This is a genomic window from Streptomyces sp. NPDC053665 (genome assembly GCF_055585285.1).
Genome location: NZ_JBVJKK010000002.1, coordinates 147,580 through 171,455, shown reverse-complemented (window position 1 = coordinate 171,455; position 23,876 = coordinate 147,580). Strand labels below are relative to the sequence as shown.

Here is a 23,876-nt window from a genome sequence, read left to right as displayed (position 1 = left end):
CGTTTCCGGGGTGTGAGCGAGAAGAACCGTGAGGGAAAGCGCACCGCCCGTGAGCGGCTGGCGGTCGAGCGCGAGAAGCAGAAGTCCGCGGACAAGCGCCGGCGCGCCCTGATCGTGGGCGGTGCCGTCGTCGGTGTCCTGGCACTCGCGGCGGTGATCGGCGTCGTCGCCGCCAACGCCGGGAAGGACGAGGGCGACGAGGCCTCGGGCCCGGTCGTGGCCCCCTCGGGAGCGCAGGGCAAGGACAGCCTGGCCATCCCGGTCGGCAAGGACGGCGCCAAGTCCACGCTCACGGTGTGGGAGGACTTCCGCTGCCCCGCCTGCAAATCCTTCGAGACGGTCTACCGGCCGGTGATCCACGAGCTGACCGAGGCCGGCCAACTCAAGGTCGAGTACCACCTGGTCACCCTCATCGACGGCAACATGCGCGGCAGCGGCTCGCGCAACGCGGCCAACGCGGCGGCCTGCGCCCAGGACGCCGGGAAGTTCCCCGCATACCACGACGTGCTCTTCGACAACCAGCCGCAGGAGGTCGACGACGCCTACGCGGACAACGCCAAGCTGATCGAGCTGGCCGGCAAGGTGGACGGCCTGGACACGCCCGCGTTCCGCACGTGCGTCGAGAAGGGCACGCACAACGCCTGGGTCGCCAAGTCGCACCAGGCGTTCGACAAGGGCGACTTCTCCGGCACGCCGACCGTGCTGTTCGACGGCAAGAACATCTACCAGGACCGGACGATGACCCCGGCCAAGCTCAAGCAGATGGTGGAGCAGGCGAACCAGGGATAGGGGGACGCCCACCCGCCCCTGTTATGGACCCGTAGCCGGGCCGCCCGCCCCGGGCCCGGTCCGGCACGGTAGCGTCGACCTTGCCATGGAACTTGCCTTCATTCCCAGCCCGTCGCGCGGGGTGCTGTACCTCGGCCCCATTCCGCTGCGCGGCTACGCGTTCTGCATCATCATCGGCGTCTTCGTTGCCGTCTGGCTCGGCAACAGGCGGTGGATCGCCCGGGGCGGGCGGGCCGGCACGGTGGCCGACATCGCTGTCTGGGCCGTGCCCTTCGGCCTGGTCGGCGGGCGCCTCTACCACGTGATCACGGACTACGAGCTGTACTTCAGCGAGGGCCGTGACTGGGTGGACGCCTTCAAGATCTGGGAGGGCGGCCTCGGCATCTGGGGCGCGATCGCGCTGGGCGCGCTGGGTGCCTGGATCGGCTGCCGCCGCCGGGGCATCCCCATGCCGGCCTACGCCGACGCCGTCGCGCCCGGCATCGCCCTCGCGCAGGCCATCGGCCGCTGGGGCAACTGGTTCAACCAGGAGCTGTACGGCAAGCCCACCGATCTGCCGTGGGCCCTGGAGATCACCTCCTCCTCCGACGGGCGGGTCCCGGGCACCTACCACCCGACGTTCCTGTACGAGTCGCTGTGGTGCGTGGGCGTGGCGGTGCTGGTCATCTGGGCCGACCGCCGCTTCCGGCTGGGCCACGGCCGGGCGTTCGCCCTGTACGTCGCCGCGTACTGCTCGGGCCGCGCCTGGATCGAGTACATGCGGGTCGACGACGCGCACCACGTCCTGGGCCTGCGGCTGAACGTGTGGACCGCGATCCTGGTGTTCCTGCTCGCGGTGACGTACTTCGTGGTGTCGGCGAAGAAGCGGCCCGGCCGGGAGGACGTCGTGGAGCCGGGGGCGACGGCCCCGGCGGACGAGTCCGGCGCCGGTGCCGGAGCCGACGGCGAGGAGAAGACCGAGGCGGCGGACGAGGGCGGCGAGCCCGCCGGGAAGACCCCCGGCGAGCCGGCCGGCGCGGCGGAGAAGGACGAGGCCAGGGACGCGGCCCGGGACGAGGCGGGGTCGGGCAAGAAGACCTGACCGACTCTGCGTGCACGGCATCGAGGGCGCCCCGGGACGAACCGGGGCGCCCTCGCCGCGTCCCACCGGCGCCGTGCCGCACCTCGCGGACGCCCTCCTCGCGGCGAGCCGCGGGCGGCAGGCTCGGGGCCCGGCGGCGGGGCAGGGGCCCGGTGGCGGCTGCCGCGGGCCGCGGGCGGGGCGCCGGGGTCTCGCACGCGGCGCGCCCGGGACGTCACATGTGAGGCGCGCCCGGGCCTCCTCGGCGGTGGCGGGCGGCCCAGCGACGGCGTGCCCGGGGCTCTTGTCGGGGCCGGCCGGAGGCGGTGGGCGGGGGCCCGGCGGAATTCTCCCTCGCGGTGAGGCCTGCGGTCGCTCAGGTCGGCTGACCGCAGGTCGGGGGCGGGGTGCTGCGAGGTCTCGCAGGTGGCGAGGCCGGCGGGTCTCGCCGGGGGCTCACCCGTGGCGCGTTCCCGGGTGGGTGCCGGGGCGGTGGGTCAGGGAGAGGGTGCGCCGGGCCGCCGCCACCGTCGCCGCGTCGATGAAGCGGCCGTCGGGCAGGGCCTGGGCGCCCGGGTCGGCCGCCGCCGCCTTGAGGACCGACTCGGCCCGTTCGATCTCCTCCTCGGTGGGCAGGTAGGCGCGCTCGATCACCGGGAGCTGGCGGGGATGGATCGCGGCCCGGCCGAGGAAGCCCAGCGCGCGGCCGTGGGCGCAGGAGGCGGCCAGGCCCGGCAGGTCGCGGATGTCGGGGTGGACGGACTGGGCCGGTGGGGGCAGCCCCGCGGCGCGGGCGGCCACGACCACCCGAGAGCGCGACCAGTCCAGGCCCCGGTCGTCGCGCACACCGAGGTCGGCCCGCAGGTCCGCCTCCCCGAGGGAGATGCCGCGCAGTCCCGGGTGGGCGGTGGCGATGGCGTACGCCCGTTCCACGGCGAGGGCCGACTCCACCAGGGCGTGCAGACCGGCGGTGACCCGGCTCGCGACCCGGACGATCTGCGCGGGCGAGGTCACCTTGGGCAGGCGCAGCCCGGACAGGCCGGGCGCCCGCCCGAGGGCGGCGACGTCCTCCTCGCCCCAGGTGCTGCCCGGGGCATTGACGCGGACGTGGACCGGGACGGGCGGCGCCTCGGCGAGGAACTCGGCGGTGGCGGCCCGGGCGTACGCCTTGCGGTCGGGGGCGACCGCGTCCTCCAGGTCGATCACCACCGCGTCGGCGCCGTGGGTGAGGGCCTTCGCCACCACGTGCGGCCGGTCGCCCGGCGCGTAGAGCCACGTGAGGGGGTGCCCCGTCACAGGGCGCCCTCGGTGCGCAGTGCGGTGAGCTCGGCCGGGGTCAGGCCCAGTTCGGTGAGGACCTCGTCCGTGTCGGCGCCGTGCGGCCGGCCCGCCCAGCGGATCGCGCCGGGCGTGGCGGACAGGCGGAAGAGGACGTTCTGCATGCGGAGCGGACCCAGCTCCGGGTCGTCGACGGTGGTGACGGTGTCCAGGGCCTGGTACTGCGGGTCCGCCATCACGTCCCGGACGTCGTAGATCGGGGCCGCCGCCGCCTCGGCCTTCTCGAAGGCGGCCAGCACGTCGGTGCGGGTGCGCCCGGCGATCCAGGAGCCGACCGCCCCGTCCAGGACGTCGGCGTGCCGGGCCCGCTCGGCGCCGGTCGCGAACCAGGGCTCGTCGATCAGCTCCGGGCGGCCGACCAGGTGCATCACGCGCTCGGCGACCGACTGCGCCGAGGTGGAGACCGCGACCCAGGAGCCGTCCGCCGTGCGGTACACACCGCGCGGCGCGTTGTTGGGGGAGCGGTTGCCGGTGCGCGGCTGGACGTGGCCGAGCTGGTCGAACCAGAGGGGCTGCGGGCCGAGGGCGGCCAGGATCGGCTCGATCAGGGCCATGTCCACGACCTGGCCCTCGCCGGTCCGCTCGCGCGCCGCGAGGGCCGTCATCACGGCGTACGCCGTCGTCAGCCCCGCGATGGCGTCGGCCAGGCCGAACGGGGGCAGGGTCGGGGGCGCGTCCGGTTCGCCGGTGATCGCGGCGAAGCCGCTCATGGCCTCGGCGAGGGTCCCGAAGCCGGGCCGGTGCGCGTAGGGGCCGAACTGGCCGAACCCGGTGACGCGGGCCAGGACCAGCCGCGGATTGGCGGCCGACAGCTCCGGCCAGCCCAGGTCCCACTTCTCCAGGGTGCCGGGGCGGAAGTTCTCGACGATCACGTCGGCGGTGGCGGCCAGGCGCAGCAGCGTCGCGCGCCCTCCGGGCCTGGACAGGTCCAGGGTGATGGTGCGCTTGTTGCGGCCGAGCGTCTTCCACCACAGCCCCACGCCGTCCTTGGACGGGCCGTGGCCGCGTGAGGGGTCCGGCTTCGAGGGGTGCTCCACCTTGACGACGTCCGCGCCGAAGTCGCCGAGCAGGGTGGCGGCCATCGGGCCGGCGAAGAGGGTGGCGAGGTCGAGGACGCGCAGACCGGACAGGGGAGTGGGCTGGGGCACGGTCATGGGCGGTGCATCTCCCGGTGCGTGAGGTGGGCGAGCGTGTCGAAGCCGATGCCGTCGAAGTCGCCCACCGACGTGGCCAGACGGTTCTTCAGGGGGGCCGTCCAGTGGTCCGGCAGCGCCGCGGGGTGCCCGGCCAGCAGTCCCGCGATGCTGCCGGCCGTGGCGCCGTTGGAGTCGGTGTCCCAGCCGCCGCCGACCGCGCGGCTGATCGAGCCGCAGAAGTCGCCGTCGGCGTGGGTGAGGGCGGCGGCGATCAGGGCGGTGTTGGGGACGGCGTGCACCCAGTGGTGGCCGGCGGCGTGGACGGCGTGGAGTTCGTCGACGACCGTGTCGAAGTCCTCGTGCTCGCCCGCCAGTCGCACGGCGTGCCGGACGGCCGCGGCGAGGCGGGAGCGCGGGGGGACGACGGTGAGGCCGGCGCGCAGGCAGGCGTGCACGTCGTGGTCGCCGCTCGCGGCCGTCGCGATCGCGGCGGCGGTGAACATCGCCGCGTAGACGCCGTTCCGGGTGTGGGTCAACGTGGCGTCCCGGTACGCCTGTTCGGCGGCGCCGGCCGGGTCGCCGGGGTGGGTCCAGCCGTGGACGTCGGCCCGGATCAGGGCGCCGATCCACTCCCGGAACGGGTTGCGGTGACGGGCGGTGTGCGGGGGTTCCAGGCCGCAGAGCAGATTGCGGTAGGCGACGCGCTCGGCGGTGAAGGTGCGGCCCGCGGGGAGTTCGTCGAGCCAGGTGCGGGCCACGTCGGCGGTGGTGAAGGCCGTGCCGTGGCGCCGGAGGAGGATCAGGTTCAGCAGCGCGTAGTTGAGGTCGTCGTCCTCGGGCATGCCGTCGATGTTCTCGGCGAGGGAGGTGGCGGCCGAGCGGCGGTTCCAGGGGTGCTCCCGCAGCAGGTCCGCCGGGACGCCGCGGGCGGTGAAGTAGCCGGCGAGGGGCCAGTTGCCGGTGGAGCGGGCGAGCCGGCGGACGGCGTCCAGGGGCAGCTTCTCCACCGGTTTGCCCAGCAGGCAGCCGGCGGCCCGGCCGAGCCAGGCGGCCTCCAGGCGATCGGGCGTGGTGGTGGGCCGGCCCACCGGGGCGGGCCAGTCGGGGCAGGCGGCCCTGATCGCCTCCAGGCCGGTCGGCTCGTCGTCCGCCGACGCGCTGGGCAGGTCGGCCAGTTCGTCCAGGAGGTCCTCCGCCAGGCCCCGCAGGTAGCGGGAGGCCGGGGTGGGGGAGGCCCCGGCCGTCAGGGGGGCCTCGGGGCCGCCCGCCGCCCGCCAGCGGGCCGCGATCCGCGACGGCTCGCGTCCGTCCTGGGCCGCCTGCCGCAGCTCGTGGCCGATCAGGTCCTCCGGCTGGACCCAGGTCAGTCGGAGCATTCCCGGCCTCCGAGCACGGCGAAGGCCCGCTCGTGGGCGCGGCGGCGGGCCACGTCCTTGGCGAAGATCTCGCGGGTCACGGCCGTCAGCGTCGCCGCGGGTTCCCACAGGTCCAGGCGGCTGGCCTCCGCCACCGTCTTCGCCCACTCCTCGGGCACCGGCGACCCGAGGGCGCCTGCCAGGGCGCCCGCCATGGTGGCGATCGAGTCGCAGTCGCGCCCGTAGTTGACGGCGCCCAGGACCGCGTGGCGGTAGTCGCCGCGCGCCACGGTCACCATGCCCAGGGCCACCGGGAGTTCCTCGATGGCGTGCAGCCGGGACGGGCGGCGGGCGCCGAGGGAGGGAGCCCGGTAGTCGGGGCCCACGGTGTCGTACGGGGCGACCGCCTCACGCAGCGGGGCGAGGGCCGACTCGAAGTCGGTGTGGCGCGCGGCCTCCTCGCAGACCCGCTCGATCGCCGCGCGGGTGCCGTCCTTCGCCAGGGCCAGGCACGCGGAGACGACCGAGTCCGCACTCGCCCCGGGCGCACAGGCCGCCGCCACCGCCGCGGCCAGCACGCCCGCCGCCTCACGGCCGTACGACGACTGGTGCGCGCCGGCGATGTCCAGGGCCTCGGCGTACGCCGCCCGCGGGTCGGCCGCGTTGACCAGGCCCACGGGCGCGGCGTACATGGCCGCGCCGCAGTTGACGATGTTGCCGGTGCCGGCCTCGCGCGGGTCGGCGTGGCCGTAGTGGATGCGGGTGACCAGCCACTTCTCGGCGAGGAAGAGACGCTGGAGGGGGAGCGCCTCGGTCTCCAGCTCCGGGATCCAGCGGGATTCGGTCATCAGGTCGGGGACCAGGTGGTCGGCGATCGCGTAGGCGTCGAGGTGGTCGCGGACCCGGGCGTAGACGCGGATCAGGGCGTGCGTCATCAAGGTGTCGTCGGTGACGTGGCCGTCGCCCTTGTGGTACGGCGCCAGGGGGCGGGCGGTCCGCCAGTCGTCGCCGTGCCAGGGGCCGACGACGCCGTGGACGCGGCCGCCGTGGCGTTCCAGGATCTGCTCGGGGCTGTAGCCCTCGACGGGGCCGCCGAGTGCGTCGCCGACGGCCGCGCCGACGAGGGCGCCGGTGATCCGCTCGTCCAGTGAGGCGTTTTGGTGTGATTCGGGCTGCATGGGCGCATCATCCTCCCGGCCGGGCCGGTTGCGCGGCTTCCAGCAGCCCGGCGAGTTCCACGAGGTCGGTTCCGGTGAGGCGGGGCAGGACGCAGCCGGAGAGGGTGCGGCAGGTCTCCCGCCAGGGCGCCGGGACGGACGCGCCGCCGCCCAGGGCCCCGGTGAGGGCTCCGGCCAGGGCCGGTGCCGAGTCCGCGACGCGGGACAGGCACGCCGCGGCCGGGACGGCCTCGGCGATGCGGCCCCGGGCGGCGGTGGCCAGGGCGAGGGCCACCGGCACGGTCTCGGCGGCGGCGATGCCGTAGCTGTAGACGTGGTCGACGATCTGGTGCTCCAGGGACGGGACCAGGGCGAAGGTGCTGTCCGCCGCGGCGGCCAGGTGCAGGGCGTGCCGGGCGTTGCGGCCGATCTCCGTGGACGCGGGCAGTTCGTCCAGGGCGGCCGCGACACAGGCGCCGACGTCCGCGCCGGCCAGGGCGAGGGAGAGGGCCGCCGCCATCGCGCGGGCGCCGTGCACGCCGTCGCCGTCCTGGGTGTAGCGGGCGTCGAACTCGGCCAGGGCGGCGGCGCTCGCGGGGTCGCCGGGGTGGGCCGCGGCCAGCACGCAGGCGCGGACGCAGGCGGCGTCGTCGAAATAGTGGGGGTTGTCGTGGCCGGTGGCGGGCGGGCGCAGGCCGGTGGCGAGGTTGCCGAGGCCGGCGCGGACGGAGATGCGGGCCCGCAGGGGCAGGACGGCGGACTCGATCTCCGGGGCGCGGTCCGCCGCGGCGGCGACCTCCCCGGCGACGGCGTTCCAGGTGAGGTCGATCGCGGCGCGGATACGGCGGTCCCGGCCGAGGTCGTCCAGGACGGTGTCCTCGCCGGCGCTCAGGAGGGCCTCGGCGGCGAAGGCCGCCCACTCGGCGTCGTCGGACGGGCCGAGGCGCAGGGGCTCGGGGGGCTGGTTCAGGGCGATGGGGACGGGCAGGGTGGTCGTGGCGTTCTGCTCGGCGAAGGTGTCCAGTTCGCGGGTGAGGCGGCGGGTCCAGTCGGGCATGCGGGCGGCCCGGTGCCGGGCGGCGGGCCAGCCCGCGGCGTCGCCGGCGGCGAGACCCAGCAGGAGCCCTTCGGTCCGGCTCCCGGCCCCGGCTCCGCCGTCGGCCCGGTCGTCTCCCACCCGGGCACCGCCCGTGACGGTCACTCGAAGGGTCCTGGTCTCGCGTGGGGGGAGCGGGCCGTCGGCGGGCGGTGCGTCGTGCGGCGTGGCGGCTGCCTGCCGGGCACCACCGCGCTGTGTCAGCTGGTCCGCAGTCATACGGAGTCCTCCGTTTCGGTCCCCGCCGGGATGGCGTCCGCCGGAACCGGCTGGGGAACCGGCGGGGAGGGTTCCGGGGACGCGGACGGTGACGTCAGAAGATCCGCCACGTCCAGGACGTGGTAGCCGGCCATCGCCGGGAGGCATCGGCCGCGCACGGGGCCGATGGGCGCCGCCCACTCGGCGGGGATCGCCGGCACGCCCTGGGTGGCCCCGGCCAGGGCGCCCGCCACCGCCGCCGTCGTGTCCGCGTCGCGGCCCATGTTGACCGCGGTCAGGACGGACTGCTGGAAGTCGCCGTCGGCCGCCGCGTACGCGCCGAAGGCGAGCGCGACCGCCTCGGGGGCGAGATCGGTCCAGGGGTAGCCGCCGATGACGACCGCGGAGCGCACGGCGCGTTCGCCGCGGTGGGCGGCCGTGACGGCCCGGCGCAGGCAGCGCGCGGTCCACGAGTCGTCGGGGACGACCGCGAGGGCCGCGGCCACCACCGCGATCACCTGGGCGCCCGCCATGGCCGCCGCGACGCCCGCCGCCACCGCCCGGCCCCCGTAGATGCCCTCGCCGTCGTGGCTCACCGAGCCGTCGATCGCGACCAGCCGGGCCGCCTCCGCCGGGCGGCCCGCGGCGAAGACGCCGAAGGGGGCCGCCCGCATGGCCAGGCCGTCGCTCCAGGCGTGCCGGTGCTGGGCGGAGATGGGTGCGGCCAGGCCCCGGCGCAGGTTCTCCAGCGTGCCGCGTTCGCTGAAGCCGGCGCCCCGGAAGGGGCCCTCGTCGCGGTCGGCGATCAGTTCGTGCCACGCCGACTCCACATGCGCCGGGGTGAGCGCGGAGCCGTGCCGGGCCAGCAGGAGGCCGGAGAAGATCGCGTACTCGGTGTCGTCCGTGCCCGCCGGGTGCTCGGCCACGTACCCGGTGATGCGGCCCCAGCGCGCCCGGATCTCGGAGGGCTTCATGTTCTCCGCGGGAGCCCCGAGCGCGTCACCGACGGCCAGGCCCAGCAGGGCGCCCCGGGCCCGGGCGCGCAACCCGGTGGCGTCCTGGGCGTCCGGGGCGGAGGGTGTGCCGGCGGTCGATGCCATGGGGCATGTGTCCCACCGGGGCGCGCGACGCGAGCATCGGCGGCCCCAGCATCACCCGGTCGATGCCGGGCAGGAGAATGGGCCCAGGGTTCGATGAAGGGCAAAACCGCAGGTTAGCCCAGCCTTTCCTTGCTGGCGGGGACGGAATTCCGGGCGTACTTTGGGGGTTGTACAAATCTGGAACCAGTCCAGACAAGGGGAGCGGATCTTTCATGGCGATCATCGAGACCGAGGCGGCGCTGCACGAGGCGCACCGGGACAACCACACGCATCGGGACGTCAACGGCGGCTGGCTGCGTCCCGCGGTGTTCGGCGCCATGGACGGCCTCGTCTCCAACCTGGCCCTGATGACCGGTGTCGCCGGCGGGGCGGCCGGTCAGCACACCGTCGTCCTCAGCGGACTCGCGGGCCTGGCGGCCGGTGCCTTCTCCATGGCCGCGGGCGAGTACACCTCCGTGGCCTCCCAGCGTGAACTGGTCGAGGCCGAGCTGGACGTGGAGCGGCGCGAGCTGAGGAAGCACCCGAAGGACGAGGAGGCCGAGCTGGCCGCCCTCTACCAGGCCCGGGGTGTCGAGCCGGGGCTGGCCAGGGAGGTCGCCCGGCAGCTGTCGAAGGACCCCGAGCAGGCGCTGGAGATCCACGCCCGGGAGGAGCTGGGCATCGACCCCGGCGACCTGCCCTCGCCCACCGTGGCCGCGGTGTCGAGCTTCGGCTCCTTCGCGCTGGGCGCCCTCGTCCCGGTGCTGCCGTACCTGCTGGGCGCGAGCACGCTGTTGCCGGCCGTGCTGCTCGCGCTGCTCGGGCTCTTCCTGTGCGGCGCGGTCGTGGCCAGGGTGACCACGCGGACCTGGTGGTACAGCGGCCTGCGGCAGTTGCTGCTGGGCGGTGCGGCGGCCGGTGTGACGTACGCCCTGGGCACTCTGTTCGGAACGGCCGTAGGATAGCGCGGCCCGGACTTATGCAGTGGTCTGCATAGATTTTCGTTACTCGCTGGTTTCGGCGGTGTGGCGACCGGGCATGAGCCGTAAGCGCCGCGGGCAATGACGCCCGTCGCGCACTCGACGGGGTGGGCGACGGCGCCCGCTCCGCCCCCCGGGCCGAGGCCGACTGATCCGACCGATCGTTCCCTCCGGTCTCCCACGACCTCCACCACCACCGGTTCGGTGACCCGTCCGCACGGCCGTGGTGTCCGCATGATGGAACGGATTATCCCGCTTCCCGAGAACCGATCCATCATGTAACCTGCACGAAATTTTGCGATCACGCGAGGGCCAACGTCGTCCCTCGGCACCTGCTCCCCCAGAGCCCACGAGCCTGGGAGGGGCCCCCAGCCACCTGACGACGACGGGAGAGCCGATGCGTACGCCGCGCCAGCCGTCCCAGCACTCCACGAACGGCCGGAACTGGTCCTTCATGGATGCTCGCCCTGCTGCGCAGGGTATGTACGACCCCCGCAACGAGCACGACGCCTGCGGCGTCGGCTTCGTCGCCACCCTCACCGGCGAGGCGTCCCACACCCTGGTGGAACAGGCTCTGACCGTCCTGCGCAACCTCGAGCACCGAGGCGCCACCGGCTCCGAGCCCGACTCCGGCGACGGCGCCGGCATCCTCTCGCAGGTCCCGGACGCCTTCTTCCGTGACGTGGCCGGATTCGAACTGCCCGCGGCGGGCTCCTACGCCGTCGGCATCGCCTTCCTGCCGGAGGACTCCACCGCGGACGCCGTCTCGCACATCGAGACGCTCGCCGCCGACGAGGGCCTCACCGTCCTCGGCTGGCGCGAGGTGCCGGTCGCGCCCCAGCTGCTGGGCGCCACCGCCCGGTCCACCATGCCGGTCTTCCGCCAGCTGTTCGTCGCCGACGGCTCCGCCGCGCCCGCCACGGGCATCGCCCTGGACCGCAAGGCGTTCGTGCTGCGCAAGCGCGCCGAGCGCGAGGCCGGCGTCTACTTCCCGTCGCTGTCCGCGCGGACCGTCGTCTACAAGGGCATGCTGACCACCGGCCAGCTGGAGCCCTTCTTCCCGGACCTGTCCGACCGGCGCTTCGCCTCCGCGATCGCGCTCGTGCACTCCCGGTTCTCGACCAACACCTTCCCGTCGTGGCCGCTGGCCCACCCGTACCGCTTCGTCGCGCACAACGGTGAGATCAACACCGTCAAGGGCAACCGCAACTGGATGGTGGCCCGCGAGTCGCAGCTGGTGTCGGACCTGTTCGGGTCCGACGACAAGGCCATCGACCGGATCTTCCCGGTCTGCACGCCCGACGCCTCCGACTCCGCCTCCTTCGACGAGGTGCTGGAGCTGCTGCACCTGGGCGGCCGGTCCCTGCCGCACTCGGTGCTGATGATGATCCCGGAGGCGTGGGAGAACCACGACTCCATGGACCCGGCCCGGCGCGCCTTCTACCAGTACCACTCCACGATGATGGAGCCCTGGGACGGCCCGGCCTGCGTCACCTTCACCGACGGCACCCAGGTCGGCGCGGTCCTCGACCGCAACGGCCTGCGCCCCGGCCGCTACTGGGTCACCGACGACGGCCTGGTCGTCCTCGGCTCCGAGGTCGGCGTCCTGGACATCGACCCGGCCAAGGTCGTCCGCAAGGGCCGCCTCCAGCCCGGCCGCATGTTCCTGGTGGACACCGCCGAGCACCGCATCATCGAGGACGACGAGATCAAGGCCCAGCTCGCCGCCGAGAACCCCTACCAGGAGTGGGTGGAGGCCGGCGAGATCGAGCTGTCGGACCTGCCCGAGCGCGAGCACATCGTGCACACCCACGCCTCGGTCACCCGCCGCCAGCAGACCTTCGGCTACACCGAGGAGGAGCTGCGCGTCATCCTCGCGCCGATGGCCAAGGCCGGCGCCGAGCCGATCGGCTCGATGGGCACCGACTCGCCGATCGCCGCCCTGTCGGACCGGCCGCGCCTGCTGTTCGACTACTTCACCCAGCTGTTCGCGCAGGTCACCAACCCGCCGCTGGACGCCATCCGCGAGGAACTGGTCACCTCCCTGCGCAGCTCCCTCGGCCCGCAGGGCAACCTGCTGGAGCCGAACGCGGCCTCCTGCCGCAGCGTCCTGCTGCCCTTCCCGGTGATCGACAACGACGAGCTCGCCAAGCTCATCCACATCAACGCCGACGGCGACATGCCCGGCTTCAAGGCCGCGACCCTCTCCGGCCTGTACCGGGTGCACGGCGGCGGCGACGCGCTCGCCGCGCGCATCGAGGAGATCTGCGCCGAGGCCGACGCCGCCATCGAGAACGGCGCCCGCCTGATCGTCCTGTCGGACCGCCACTCCGACGCCGAGCACGCGCCCATCCCGTCGCTGCTGCTCACCGCCGCCGTCCACCACCACCTCATCCGCACCAAGCAGCGCACCCAGGTGGGCCTGCTGGTCGAGGCCGGGGACGTCCGCGAGGTGCACCACGTCGCGCTGCTCATCGGCTACGGCGCCGCCGCGGTCAACCCGTACCTGGCGATGGAGTCCGTCGAGGACCTGGTCCGCGCCGGCACCTTCCTGCCCGGCATCGAGGCCGAGCAGGCCATCCGCAACCTCATCCGCGCCCTGGGCAAGGGCGTGCTGAAGGTCATGTCCAAGATGGGCATCTCCACCGTCGCCTCCTACCGCGGCGCCCAGGTGTTCGAGGCCGTCGGCCTGGACGAGGCGTTCGTCGCCACGTACTTCAACGGCACCGCCACCAAGATCGGCGGAGTCGGCATCGACGTCGTCGCCAAGGAGGTCGCCGCCCGCCACGCCAAGGCCTACCCGGCCTCCGGCATCGCCCCGGCGCACCGCGCGCTGGAGATCGGCGGCGAGTACCAGTGGCGCCGCGAGGGCGAGCCGCACCTGTTCGACCCGGAGACCGTCTTCCGCCTCCAGCACTCCACGCGCGCCGGCCGCTACGACATCTTCAAGAAGTACACCGAGCGCGTGAACGAGCAGTCCGAGCGGCTGATGACGCTGCGCGGCCTGTTCGGCTTCAAGTCCGGCCGCGCGCCGATCTCCGTCGACGAGGTCGAGCCGGTCTCCGAGATCGTCAAGCGCTTCTCCACCGGCGCCATGTCGTACGGCTCCATCTCGCAGGAGGCGCACGAGACGCTCGCCATCGCCATGAACCAGCTGGGCGGCAAGTCCAACACCGGTGAGGGCGGCGAGGACCCCGAGCGCCTGTACGACCCGGCGCGCCGGTCGTCCATCAAGCAGGTCGCCTCCGGCCGCTTCGGTGTGACCTCCGAGTACCTGGTCAACTCCGACGACATCCAGATCAAGATGGCCCAGGGCGCCAAGCCCGGCGAGGGCGGCCAGCTGCCCGGCCACAAGGTCTACCCGTGGGTCGCCAAGACGCGGCACTCCACGCCCGGCGTGGGCCTGATCTCCCCGCCGCCGCACCACGACATCTACTCCATCGAGGACCTCGCCCAGCTGATCCACGACCTGAAGAACGCCAACCCCCAGGCGCGCATTCACGTCAAGCTGGTCTCCGAGGTCGGCGTCGGCACGGTCGCGGCCGGTGTGTCCAAGGCGCACGCGGACGTGGTGCTCATCTCCGGCCACGACGGCGGCACCGGCGCCTCGCCGCTCACCTCGCTCAAGCACGCCGGCGGCCCCTGGGAGCTCGGCCTCGCCGAGACCCAGCAGACCCTGCTGCTCAACGGCCTGCGCGACCGGATCGTCGTGCAGACCGACGGCCAGCTCAAGACCGGCCGCGACGTGGTCATCGCCGCGCTGCTCGGCGCCGAGGAGTTCGGTTTCGCGACCGCGCCGCTCGTCGTCTCCGGCTGCGTCATGATGCGCGTGTGCCACCTGGACACCTGCCCGGTCGGCATCGCCACCCAGAACCCGGTGCTGCGCGAGCGCTACACGGGCAAGGCCGAGCACGTCGTGAACTTCTTCCGGTACATCGCCGAAGAGGTCCGCGAGATCCTGGCCGAGCTGGGCTTCCGCTCCATCGAGGAGGCCGTCGGCCACGCCGAGGCCCTCGACGTCACCCGCGCGGTCGACCACTGGAAGGCGCAGGGCCTGAACCTGGAGCCGCTGTTCCACGTGCCCGAGCTGCCCGAGGGCGCCGCCCGCCACCGGGTCGTCCCCCAGGACCACGGACTGGAGAAGGCGCTCGACAACGAGCTGATCAGGCTCGCCGCCGACGCGCTCGCCGCACCCGGCGCGGGCGAGGCCCAGCCGGTGCGCGCCCAGGTCGCGATCCGCAACATCAACCGCACGGTCGGCACCATGCTCGGCCACGAGGTGACGAAGAAGTTCGGCGGCGCGGGCCTGCCCGACGACACCATCGACATCACCTTCACCGGCTCCGCGGGCCAGTCCTTCGGCGCGTTCGTGCCGCGCGGCGTCACGCTGCGCCTGGAGGGCGACGCCAACGACTACGTCGGCAAGGGGCTGTCCGGCGGCCGGATCGTCGTCCGCCCGGACCGCGCGGCCGACCACCTCGCCGAGTACAGCGTCATCGCCGGCAACACCATCGGCTACGGCGCCACCGGCGGCGAGATGTTCCTGCGCGGCAAGACCGGCGAACGGTTCTGCGTGCGCAACTCCGGCGCGACGGTCGTCTCCGAGGGCGTGGGCGACCACGGCTGCGAGTACATGACCGGCGGGCACGCGGTGGTGCTCGGCGAAACGGGCCGCAACTTCGCGGCCGGCATGTCCGGCGGCGTCGCCTACGTCATCGACCTCGACCGGGACAACGTCAACGCCGGCAACCTGGACGCCGTCCGGGCGCTGGACGACGCCGACAAGCAGTGGCTGCACGACGTGGTCCGCCGCCACCGGGAGGAGACGGGCTCCACCGTCGCCGAGAAGCTCCTGGCCGAGTGGGACACCGCGGTGGAGCGCTTCAGCAAGATCATCCCCAGCACGTACCAGGCAGTGCTCGCCGCCAAGGACGCCGCCGAGCGAGCCGGTCTCTCCGAGACCGAGACCCACGAGAAGATGATGGAGGCGGCGATCAATGGCTGACCCGAAGGGCTTTTTGAACCACGGGCGCGAGCTCGCCACGTCCCGCCCCGTCGAGGAGCGCGTCCGGGACTGGAACGAGGTCTACGTCCCCGGCTCCCTGCTGCCGATCATCAGCAAGCAGGCCAGCCGGTGCATGGACTGCGGCATCCCGTTCTGCCACAACGGCTGCCCGCTCGGGAACCTCATCCCCGAGTGGAACGACTACGCCTACCGCGAGGACTGGGCCGCCGCCTCCGAGCGCCTGCACGCGACCAACAACTTCCCGGAGTTCACCGGCCGTCTGTGCCCGGCCCCGTGCGAGTCGGCGTGCGTGCTGGGCATCAACCAGGCGCCCGTCACCATCAAGAACGTCGAGGTCTCGATCATCGACAAGGCGTGGGAGACCGGGGACGTCGCCCCGCAGATCCCCGAGCGCCTGTCCGGCAAGACCGTCGCGGTCGTCGGCTCGGGCCCGGCGGGTCTGGCCGCCGCCCAGCAGCTGACCCGCGCCGGCCACACCGTCGCCGTCTACGAGCGCGCGGACCGCGTCGGGGGCCTCCTGCGGTACGGCATCCCCGAGTTCAAGATGGAGAAGCGGCACATCAACCGCCGTATCGAGCAGATGCGCGCGGAGGGCACCCGCTTCCGCACGGGCGTCGAGATCGGCCGCGACCTGAAGGCCACGGACCTGAAGAAGCGCTACGACGCGGTCGTCCTGGCCGTCGGCGCGACCACGGCCCGCGACCTGCCGGTGCCCGGCCGCGAACTCAAGGGCATTTACCAGGCCATGGAGTACCTGCCGCTGGCCAACAAGGTGCAGGAGGGCGACTACGTCACCACTCCGATCTCGGCCGAGGGCAAGCACGTCGTCGTCATCGGCGGCGGCGACACCGGCGCGGACTGCGTGGGCACCGCCCACCGCCAGGGCGCGGCCTCCGTCACGCAGCTGGAGATCATGCCCCGCCCGGGGGAGGAGCGGCACCCGCTCAACCAGCCCTGGCCGACCTTCCCGATGCTGTACAAGGTCACCTCGGCGCACGAGGAGGGCGGCGAGCGGGTCTACTCCGTCTCGACGACCCACTTCGAGGGCGACGAGGACGGCAACGTGCAGTGGCTGCACCTCACCGAGGTGGAGTTCATCGACGGCAAGCTGACCCCGAAGCCGGGCTCCGAGCGCAAGATCCCGGCCCAGCTGGTGACCCTCGCCATGGGCTTCACCGGCACCGACCGGGAGAACGGCCTGGTCGAGCAGTTCGGCCTGGAGCTCGACGAGCGCGGCAACATCGCCCGCGACGGCGACTACCGCACCAACGTGCCGGGCGTGTTCGTCGCCGGGGACGCCGGCCGCGGCCAGTCGCTCATCGTCTGGGCGATCGCCGAGGGCCGTTCGGCGGCGCGCGGGGTGGACCGCCACCTCACCGGCGCCAGCGACCTGCCGGCCCCGATCCGTCCCACGGACCGTGCGCTGATGGTCTGAGCGCACCCCCTGAACGTCCCGCACAAAGGCGTGCGGAACACCGACGGCGCCTGCCCACTGTCCCCGACCGGACCCCGGGCAGGCGCCGTCGAACTTCCCCCGGCGCCCCGCCGCGGGCCCGGGCCTGTCCACCCGGAACCTCAGCCGTCGCGGCCCTCGTCCGGCCACACCTGGATGTGGTCCTCCTCCAGCTCCAGCAGCACCCGGTCCCGCATGTCCAGGGCCGCCGTGTACTCGGCCGGCAGTTGCAGCCGGCCGGCCCGGTCGAGCATGGCGTACTCACGGGCCACCGTGGACTCCTCACCGGCCTCGTCGACCTCGGTGCGGCGCAGCACCTCCGTGGAGGTCCGGCCGTCGCGGATCGCCACCGTGCGGCGGACCTCCCCGGCGACGGCCTGGTCGTGCGTGACGACGACGATCGTGGTGCCCAGTTCCTCGTTGGCCCGGCGGAACGCCGCGAAGACCTGCTGCCCGGTCGCCGAGTCCAGTTCGCCCGTCGGCTCGTCGGCGAGCAGGACAGCCGGGTCGTCGGCCAGGGCGACGGCGATCGCCACCCGCTGCTGCTGGCCCCCCGACATCTGCGGCGGCCGCCGGTCCCGGCAGTCGGCGACCCCGAGCAGGGACAGCAACTCCTCGGCGCGTGAAGCCCGTTGCCTGCGCGGACGCCCCGCCAGCTGCATCGGCAGGACGACGTTCTGCGCCGCCGTCATGTACGGCAGCAGGTTGCGGGCCGTCTGCTGCCACACGAAACCGACCACCTCGCGGCGGTAGCGCAGGCGCGCCTTCGCGTCCATCGCCAGCAGGTCGCGCCCCGCGACCCGCGCCGTCCCGGCCGTGGGCACGTCCAGGCCCGCCAGGATGTTCATCAGCGTCGACTTCCCGCTGCCGGACGCCCCGACCAGGGCCATCAACTCGCCCTCGCGCACCAGCAGGTCGAGGCCCTGGAGCGCCTGCACCTCCATGGCGTCCCCGCCGCCGCGCCGGCTGAAGATCCGCACCAGCCGGTCGCAGGCGATCAGGGCGTCGTGGCCGTAGGCCGGCCGATCGCGGTGGTGTGCCGCCCGCTGCTCCAGCTCCGCGAGCGACCGTGTCGTAGCGCTCAACGCAAGTCTCCTGCCCTGAGGTGGATGATCGGTGTGCGGCGCCCCGCCCACCAGGCCTGGGCCACGGCCACCGCCGCGGCCAGCAGCAGCGCGCCCGCCGCCGGCAGGGCCAGTGACCACACGTCCGCGCGCAGCACGGCACCGCCCGGCACCGTGACCCCGTACGCGTCGGCCAGGGCGAGGCGGTCCAGGTCGATGCCCGGCGCGAGCAGCCGGACCGCCGCCCAGCCCACGGCCACGCCCCCGCCGGCCGCGAGCAGCGCCAGGGGAAGTGCCTCCAGGCCCAGCAGCCGCCTGCCCTGACGGGCCGTCAGACCCAGGGTGCGCAGCCGGGCCAGCAGGGCCGCCCGCTCCGGTGCGGTCCGGACCATGCCGAGCACCAGGGACAGCAGGGCGTAGCCGGTGCTCGCGGCGACGGCCCACAGGTAGATCCGTTCGGCGCCGGACTGCAGCGGCGAGTCGGACAGCGCGGCGCGTTCCTCGCTGCGCAGGGTGACCGACAGCCCGGCGCCCGTGCCGCGCACCGCCGCCCGCAGCGCGGCCCCGTCCAGTCCGGGACCGGCGGCCAGCAGGGCCGTGGCGCCGCCGGAGCGGGGCAGACCGGCCGCGTCGACCAGCAGGAAGTCGCCCTCCGGGACGGCCGGGGTGCCCGGCCGCACGGCGGTGATCCGCACCGTGACAGGCCCGCCGTCCGTACCGATCCGGTGCGGGGCGCGACCGAGCCGCTCGGCGACCCCGGGGGAGGCGACGGCGCCGAGCACCCCGCCCCCCGACGCCAGCCGGTCGGCGGTGAACCCCCCGAGGCCCGTGCGCCGGGCCAGTGCCGCGTAGGCGTCCGGCTCGACGGCGACGACCGTCAGCGACCGCTTGTCCTCGGACACGCGCTCCGCGGCGTAGGACACACCCACGGCCGCCACCTGCCGTACGCCCGGCACCTCCCGCACCGCCCGCTCCAGTCCCGCCGGGAGCGCCGAGCCGTCGGAGGTGTCCACCCGTGCGTCCGCGCCGGTGCGCAGCAGCGCTGCCCGGTCCCGGGCGTCCGCCACCCCGCTCAGCACCGAGCCGCCGAACGCGGCCGTCGTCAGGGCCGTCAGCAGGGCCAGCAGCGGCAGCGTGGCGACCGCCGCCGGTGAGCGGCCCGCCCGGGCCAGCGCCAGGAACCCCACCGCCCCGCGCAGCCGCCCGGCCGGGCCGGAGGCCCACCGCAGGGGCAGCGGATACAACCGCACCAGGACCAGCGCGGCGACCAGCCCGACGAGCACCGGGGCGGCGCTCACCAGCACGTCCGCCGTGTCCTCGGCGCCCCGGCGGCGCAGGGCCGCCACCGAGCCCGCGGCCAGCACCAGCAGGGTCAGTTCGGCGACCGTGCGCCGCCCCCCGGGCCGGGCGTGCGTGAGGTCGCCGCGCCCCGGGTGCGTGCGCGGCCTGCGGTGCGCCACCACCGCCCGCACCGGCAGCGCGGCGCAGGCGAACACGGCCACGGCGCCCGCCCCGAGCACGGACGGCAGCAGCCGGGCCCCGTCCACGGCGAGCACCGCCAGCAGCAGACCGCAGGCGGCGGCCGGCAGCGCCGGCACCGCGCTCTCCGCCAGCAGCCGCCCGCCGATCCCGGCCAGGGAGCCGCCCCGGGCCCGCAGCAGGGCCAGTTCGGTGTCCCGGCGGGCCGCGGCCAGGCCACCGCTCATCACCAGGACGACCACGGCGACCGCGGCGATCCCGACGGCCCCGACGGCGACCACGGGCGTGATCGCGTCACGGGTCCGGGCGTACCCGCCCACGACCTCCTCCAGGCCGGTGAACACCTGCGCCGTCGGACCGGCGGCACCGCGCATGCGCACCAGTCCCGGGCCGTCCTCCAGGGACGCCACCCGGTCGAGCAGCGCCGGGGCGTCCGCCGCGGTCAGCCGCTGCGTGGCGGGCGCGAACCGCCAGTACCGCTCCGGCTCGCCCAGCCCGCCGAGCAGCGCCGGGGCCGCCTCCGGCGCGAGCAGGAGGCCCGCCTCCCAGTAGAACTGCGGCGGACGGCCCCCGTCGCTCGCCAGCGCCGGTGAGCGCACGATGGGCTCCGCCGACCAGTAGCTGCGTTCCGGATGCCGGGGTTCGAGGACGCCGGTGACCCGGACGGTGAGCGGCCGGTCCGGGAAGCCGGCCAGGGTGAGCGTGGAGCCGGCCCGCAGCCGCAGCGTGCGGGCCGTCTCGGCGGTCACGGCGCCCTCCACCGTCCTGGTGTCCACGCCCACCGGGCCGCCTGCGGCGGGCAGCCTGCCCTCGCGCACCGTGGCGTGAGCCGCCGCGCCCGACTGCGCGAGCAGGGTGAACCGGGGCGGCAGCCCGTCCGGGCGGGGCAGCCACGCGTCCAGGGCCTGCAGGCTCTTGCCGGTCCGCACGCCGTGCGCCGACTGGGCCGGGTCCACCCGCAGCGGCCGGGGCAGCAGCGACCGCGCCCGGGCGTCCACCTCGGCGAGCGCCTCCGGCCGGACCTCGTCCGCCCGCGCCCGCTCCGGCTGCTCCAGACCGGGCTGGGCCGTCTTCAGCTCCAGCACGGTCGACCCGGGGGCGGCCGAGACCACGGCCTCGCGCAGCCCGTGCGTCTCGTACGCCTCCACGGCCCGCGGCAGCACCGCCGCGAGGAAGGCCGTGACCAGCACCAGCACCCCGAAGGCGACGGCGGCCCAAGGGGCGGTCCGCAGCCGGGTGCGCACCCAGGAGGCGTCCGCGACGCGCGTGTCCCACGGCATGTCAGTCCTCCCCCTGATGCCGCAGCGCGACCGCCGGCTCGGCGCGCGGCAGCGCCGACGCGGCCGTGATCAGCACCAGCGGCGCGGCCACCCCGGCGACGAGCAGGGCCACCTGCCCCACCGGCAGTTCCACGAGGACGGGCGGCACCGGCCGCGCCGCCCCCGACGTCAGCACGATCAGCGGCACCACGGCCCGGGTCAGCACCGTGCCCAGCACGAGCCCGGCCAGCAGACCCACCCCGACGAGCAGGCTCTGCTCCGTGGCGACGAGCCGGGCGAGGTCCCGGCGGGGCGTGCCGAGGGCGCGCAGCACCGCGAACTCCGCCGACCGCTCCCGCCGCGCCCCGGCCGCGCTCACCGCGAAGCCCCCGGCGGCCAGGGCCACGGCCGCCACCGCCACCGCCGTCAGCGCCGCACGCGGCCCGGCGCCCAGTGGATCGCGCAGCAGATCCGCCGCGGCCTCGTCGCGCACCAGCACCTGCTGCGCCTCCAGGTCCGGCCGCGCCCGCAGCGCCGCCGCGACCTCGGCGGCCTTGCCGGGCGCGGCGCTCACCCACCACTCCGTGGGCGTGAGCGCGGTGGTGCCGCGCTGCGCCAGCACGGCGTCGACGGCCCGCAGATCGAGCAGCAGCGCCCCGCCGGCCACGCTCCGCCCGGCCGTGTCGGTGCCGGTGGTGGGCAGCTCGCGCACCACCCGGGCGATCCGCACCCGCAACTGCTCCCCGGACAGCGGGACGTCGACGCTGTCGCCGGGCGCGGCACCCGAGGCCCGCAGGAAGTCCCGTGTGGCCACGGCGGCCAGGGTGCGCGGGGCCCGGGCGCCGGCGGTGTCGGCCCGCACCGTCCACACCGGCGCCGCGCCGTACCCGTCGTCACCACCGGCACCGGTCGTGTACGACAGGGACAGCGGCGCGGTGTCCGACGCGGCCGGTGCGGCCGCGCGCGAGAGGACCTCGCCGTTGCGGGTCACGGTCCGGCCGCCCTGCCAGCGGGTCCCCGGGGCCACCCGCACGGCGCGCGCGGGACCGCCGGGACCCGTGGCGAGCAGCCGCTCGACGGTGAGGCGGTGCCGCTCGGCGCGGTCGGCGGGAACGGTGCCGTCGAGTTGCAGACCGGTCAGCCGCAGCGGTCCGGCCGGGGCGGCGCGGCGGCCCGTGGCCGTCCGGTCCAGCTCCAGCGTCACGCGGTGGACCCGGCCGTCCACCGGGACGTTCCCGGCGCCCAGCCGGTAGGCGATGCCGTAGGCGTCCTCGACCACCACCGTCAGCAGGGGCGCACGTCCCGACGGGGAGCGTCCGCCCGGGGCACGCTCGTCGGTGATCCGCACGTCCAGCGCGAGGCGCCGCGTGCCGTCGGGAAGCCGCACGGCCCGGTCCGCGCCGGGCGGGGGCGGGGCCAGGGCCCGCAGCAGCGCGTCCGGCGGCTCGTCGGCGAGGTCGCCGCGCATGAGCATCCCGTCCCCGGCGCGGGAGGTGTCCAGCGCGAGCACGGTCGCCTCGCGGTCCCCGGACAGACTCAGCGCGGCACGGTGCGCGGGGGCGGCCTCGCGGGCCCCGGGCAGCGCCGCGTGGAGCCCGGTCTGGCCGGGGCTGCCCGGCCGGTGGTCCAGCACCCGGACCGCGGCGCCCGTGCGGAAGTCGGCCTGGTCGTCCTGCGACCGGTCCCAGGACGCGCCGTGCCCGACGGCCAGCATGCCGGTGGCGACGGCGACGATCAGCAGCAGCACCGGACCCGCCCCGCGCAGCGGACGCCGGCTGAACTGCCAGCCCGCCAGCGCCGCCGGCAGTCCGCGTCCGCTCGCCGACCGGCGTTCCGCCAGCCGCGCCGCGAACGGCAGCACACGCAGCGTCAGCACCGTGCCCGCCAGCAGCGCCAGCGCCGGCGCCGCGACCAGCAGCGGATCCAGGCCCAGCCGCCCGGCCCGGTCCCGGCCGATCACCCCGCCGCCCGCCGCGCCGGTCTGCCGCCGCAACTGCCAGTACGCCACGCCCGCGATCAGCAGCAGGGCGAGGTCCGCGCCCGCGCGCACCGGGGCGGCCGACGTCGCCGCCCGCACCCGGCGCAGCCGCGCGGGAGCGTCCGCCGCCCCCGTCAGCGCGGGCGCCACCACCGCCACGGCGCACACCAGCGCGACCCCGCCCGCGACCAGCCACACCCCGCCCGACGGGGCGGCGCCGAGCCTGAGCCCGATCCGCTCCAGCGAGGACCACCCGGCGAGCAGCCGGGCCAGGGGCCCCGACAGCAGCGCGGCGCACACCGCGGCGGGCACCGCGAGCAGCAGCGCCTCCAGCCCGGCCAGCGACGCGATCCGGCCCCGCGAGGCGCCCCGGGCCCGCAACAGCTCCGTCTCGCCCGCCCGTTCACTGCTCAGCAGCCGCGCCACCAGCAGCAGCGCGTACCCGGCGAGCAGCACCAGCTGCAAGGAGACGATCAGCAGGGTGGAGCGCGACACCAGCAGGGCCCGCTCCACGCGGTCCAGGACCTCGGGCAGCCCGGTGCGCACGTCCGCCGAGCCGCCCAGGGTCGGCTCCTCGCGCAGCAGGGCGGCCGACCGGACGGTCGCCGTGCGCAGGGCACTCAGGGAGCCGGTGGTCAGCCCGCGGTGGTCGGCCGTCGCCACCCAGCCGGTGCCGCCCCGCGTGACACGGCCCGAGGCGAGCACCGGCCCGTCGGCCAGCAGCGGCCCGTACGTGGTGAAGGCGACCGTGCGCACCCCCTGGCCGCCGAGCGTGTCGGCCTGCCAGTACGGGTCGGAGCCGTCGGCCGCCCGGTACACGCCGGTCACCGCCACGCGCACCGGCTCACCGCCCAGCCGGTCGGTCAGGGTGAGGCGCGCCCCGGGCCGCAGCCTCAGCCGGTGGGCGGCCGCCTCCGGCACGGCGACGGGCACGGCTCCGGCCCGGGACACCGCAGCCGCGGTGGGCAGCGCGCCCGCGACCAGCTCGACCCGGGACCGGTCCAGGGCGGCCAGCAACGTCAGATCGGGCTGCCCGGCACGCGCGTCCGCGCTCTGCAGCGACCGGGGCAGCGCGTACGGCCCGGAACGCTCCAGCCGCCGCACCGTCACCGGCAGCCCGCCGAACGCCTCGCGCGCCCCGCGCTCCACCGCACGCTGCGCCGCACCCCGCTTCCCGGGCGGCACGTCCGCCTCGACCACGAGGGAGGCGGCGGACCTGGACCTGCCGTCCAGCGTGGAGCGCAGCGCGGCGTCCCCGACGGAACCGGAGAAGGCCGTGAGGGCGGCGAGCACCGAGGTGGTCAGCAGGGCGGCGAGCAGGGCGGCGACGATCAGCAGCCGATGCGCGCGCAGACGCAGCAGCACCAAGCCTGTCACTGTTCCCCCACCCCGTCGGCCGAGCCGCTCCCTCCCGCGAACCCGCCATGCA

Annotated in this window: 14 protein-coding genes; 5 read left to right on the top strand and 9 right to left on the bottom strand. The window is 75.3% G+C overall.

What is annotated here, in order from left to right; genetic code table 11:
• Window positions 1-12 precede the first annotated feature (12 nt).
• Window positions 13-789 (top strand): DsbA family protein, encoded by a 777-nt coding sequence (locus tag ACZ6ZN_RS08305; protein ID WP_451878240.1) that lies wholly within the window; start codon window positions 13-15, stop codon window positions 787-789.
• A gap of 85 nt (window positions 790-874) precedes the next feature.
• Window positions 875-1,870, top strand: coding sequence for a prolipoprotein diacylglyceryl transferase (gene lgt / locus ACZ6ZN_RS08300; RefSeq protein WP_398111993.1), 996 nt, complete (start codon window positions 875-877; stop codon window positions 1,868-1,870).
• Window positions 1,871-2,305: 435 nt separating this feature from the next.
• On the opposite strand, the gene ACZ6ZN_RS08295 is transcribed toward lgt, so the two are convergent.
• Genes ACZ6ZN_RS08295 through ACZ6ZN_RS08270 form a run of 6 tightly spaced genes read right to left on the bottom strand, consistent with a single transcriptional unit; the run spans window position 2,306 to window position 9,229 of the window.
• Window positions 2,306-3,145, bottom strand: a complete 840-nt coding sequence (locus tag ACZ6ZN_RS08295) for an HpcH/HpaI aldolase/citrate lyase family protein (RefSeq protein WP_469644307.1) — start codon at window positions 3,143-3,145, stop codon at window positions 2,306-2,308.
• On the bottom strand, window positions 3,142-4,341 hold the full coding sequence (locus ACZ6ZN_RS08290) for a CaiB/BaiF CoA transferase family protein (protein WP_398111991.1): 1,200 nt from the start codon (window positions 4,339-4,341) through the stop codon (window positions 3,142-3,144). Before ACZ6ZN_RS08290 ends, ACZ6ZN_RS08295 begins: the two co-directional genes overlap by 4 nt.
• Entirely contained in the window at window positions 4,338-5,699 is a 1,362-nt protein-coding gene (locus tag ACZ6ZN_RS08285) for an ADP-ribosylglycohydrolase family protein (protein ID WP_469644304.1), read from the bottom strand. The genes ACZ6ZN_RS08290 and ACZ6ZN_RS08285 overlap by 4 nt, the downstream gene beginning before the upstream one ends.
• Window positions 5,687-6,856 carry an ADP-ribosylglycohydrolase family protein gene (locus ACZ6ZN_RS08280; RefSeq protein WP_469644303.1) on the bottom strand — a complete coding sequence of 390 codons (1,170 nt, stop codon included), beginning with the start codon at window positions 6,854-6,856 and terminating at the stop codon, window positions 5,687-5,689. Before ACZ6ZN_RS08280 ends, ACZ6ZN_RS08285 begins: the two co-directional genes overlap by 13 nt.
• A gap of 7 nt (window positions 6,857-6,863) precedes the next feature.
• Window positions 6,864-8,150 carry an ADP-ribosylglycohydrolase family protein gene (locus ACZ6ZN_RS08275; RefSeq protein WP_469644301.1) on the bottom strand — a complete coding sequence of 429 codons (1,287 nt, stop codon included), beginning with the start codon at window positions 8,148-8,150 and terminating at the stop codon, window positions 6,864-6,866.
• Window positions 8,147-9,229, bottom strand: coding sequence for an ADP-ribosylglycohydrolase family protein (locus tag ACZ6ZN_RS08270; protein WP_469644299.1), 1,083 nt, complete (start codon window positions 9,227-9,229; stop codon window positions 8,147-8,149). Before ACZ6ZN_RS08270 ends, ACZ6ZN_RS08275 begins: the two co-directional genes overlap by 4 nt.
• Window positions 9,230-9,441: 212 nt before the next feature.
• Between ACZ6ZN_RS08270 and ACZ6ZN_RS08265 the strand changes: the two genes are divergently transcribed.
• The 3 genes from ACZ6ZN_RS08265 (at window position 9,442) to ACZ6ZN_RS08255 (ending at window position 16,649) form a co-directional block, all read left to right on the top strand.
• Complete coding sequence (locus ACZ6ZN_RS08265) at window positions 9,442-10,173, top strand: VIT1/CCC1 transporter family protein (RefSeq protein WP_469644297.1); 732 nt, start codon at window positions 9,442-9,444, stop codon at window positions 10,171-10,173.
• Window positions 10,174-10,585: 412 nt separating this feature from the next.
• Window positions 10,586-15,193 (top strand): glutamate synthase large subunit, encoded by a 4,608-nt coding sequence (gene gltB / locus ACZ6ZN_RS08260; RefSeq protein ID WP_469644294.1) that lies wholly within the window; start codon window positions 10,586-10,588, stop codon window positions 15,191-15,193.
• The gene (locus tag ACZ6ZN_RS08255; RefSeq protein ID WP_451878233.1) at window positions 15,186-16,649 is read left to right on the top strand and encodes a glutamate synthase subunit beta; all 1,464 of its coding nucleotides are present in this window, start codon (window positions 15,186-15,188) and stop codon (window positions 16,647-16,649) included. The genes gltB and ACZ6ZN_RS08255 overlap by 8 nt, the downstream gene beginning before the upstream one ends.
• Window positions 16,650-16,789: 140 nt before the next feature.
• Here the strand turns inward: ACZ6ZN_RS08255 and ACZ6ZN_RS08250 are convergent, their stop codons facing one another.
• The 3 genes from ACZ6ZN_RS08250 to ACZ6ZN_RS08240 are packed head-to-tail and all read right to left on the bottom strand — an operon-like array spanning window position 16,790 to window position 23,824.
• On the bottom strand, window positions 16,790-17,752 hold the full coding sequence (locus tag ACZ6ZN_RS08250) for an ABC transporter ATP-binding protein (RefSeq protein WP_469644290.1): 963 nt from the start codon (window positions 17,750-17,752) through the stop codon (window positions 16,790-16,792).
• Entirely contained in the window at window positions 17,749-20,490 is a 2,742-nt protein-coding gene (locus ACZ6ZN_RS08245; RefSeq protein ID WP_469644288.1) for an ABC transporter permease, read from the bottom strand. The genes ACZ6ZN_RS08250 and ACZ6ZN_RS08245 overlap by 4 nt, the downstream gene beginning before the upstream one ends.
• Window position 20,491: 1 nt before the next feature.
• The gene (locus ACZ6ZN_RS08240) at window positions 20,492-23,824 is read right to left on the bottom strand and encodes an FtsX-like permease family protein (protein ID WP_469644285.1); all 3,333 of its coding nucleotides are present in this window, start codon (window positions 23,822-23,824) and stop codon (window positions 20,492-20,494) included.
• Window positions 23,825-23,876 lie beyond the last annotated feature (52 nt).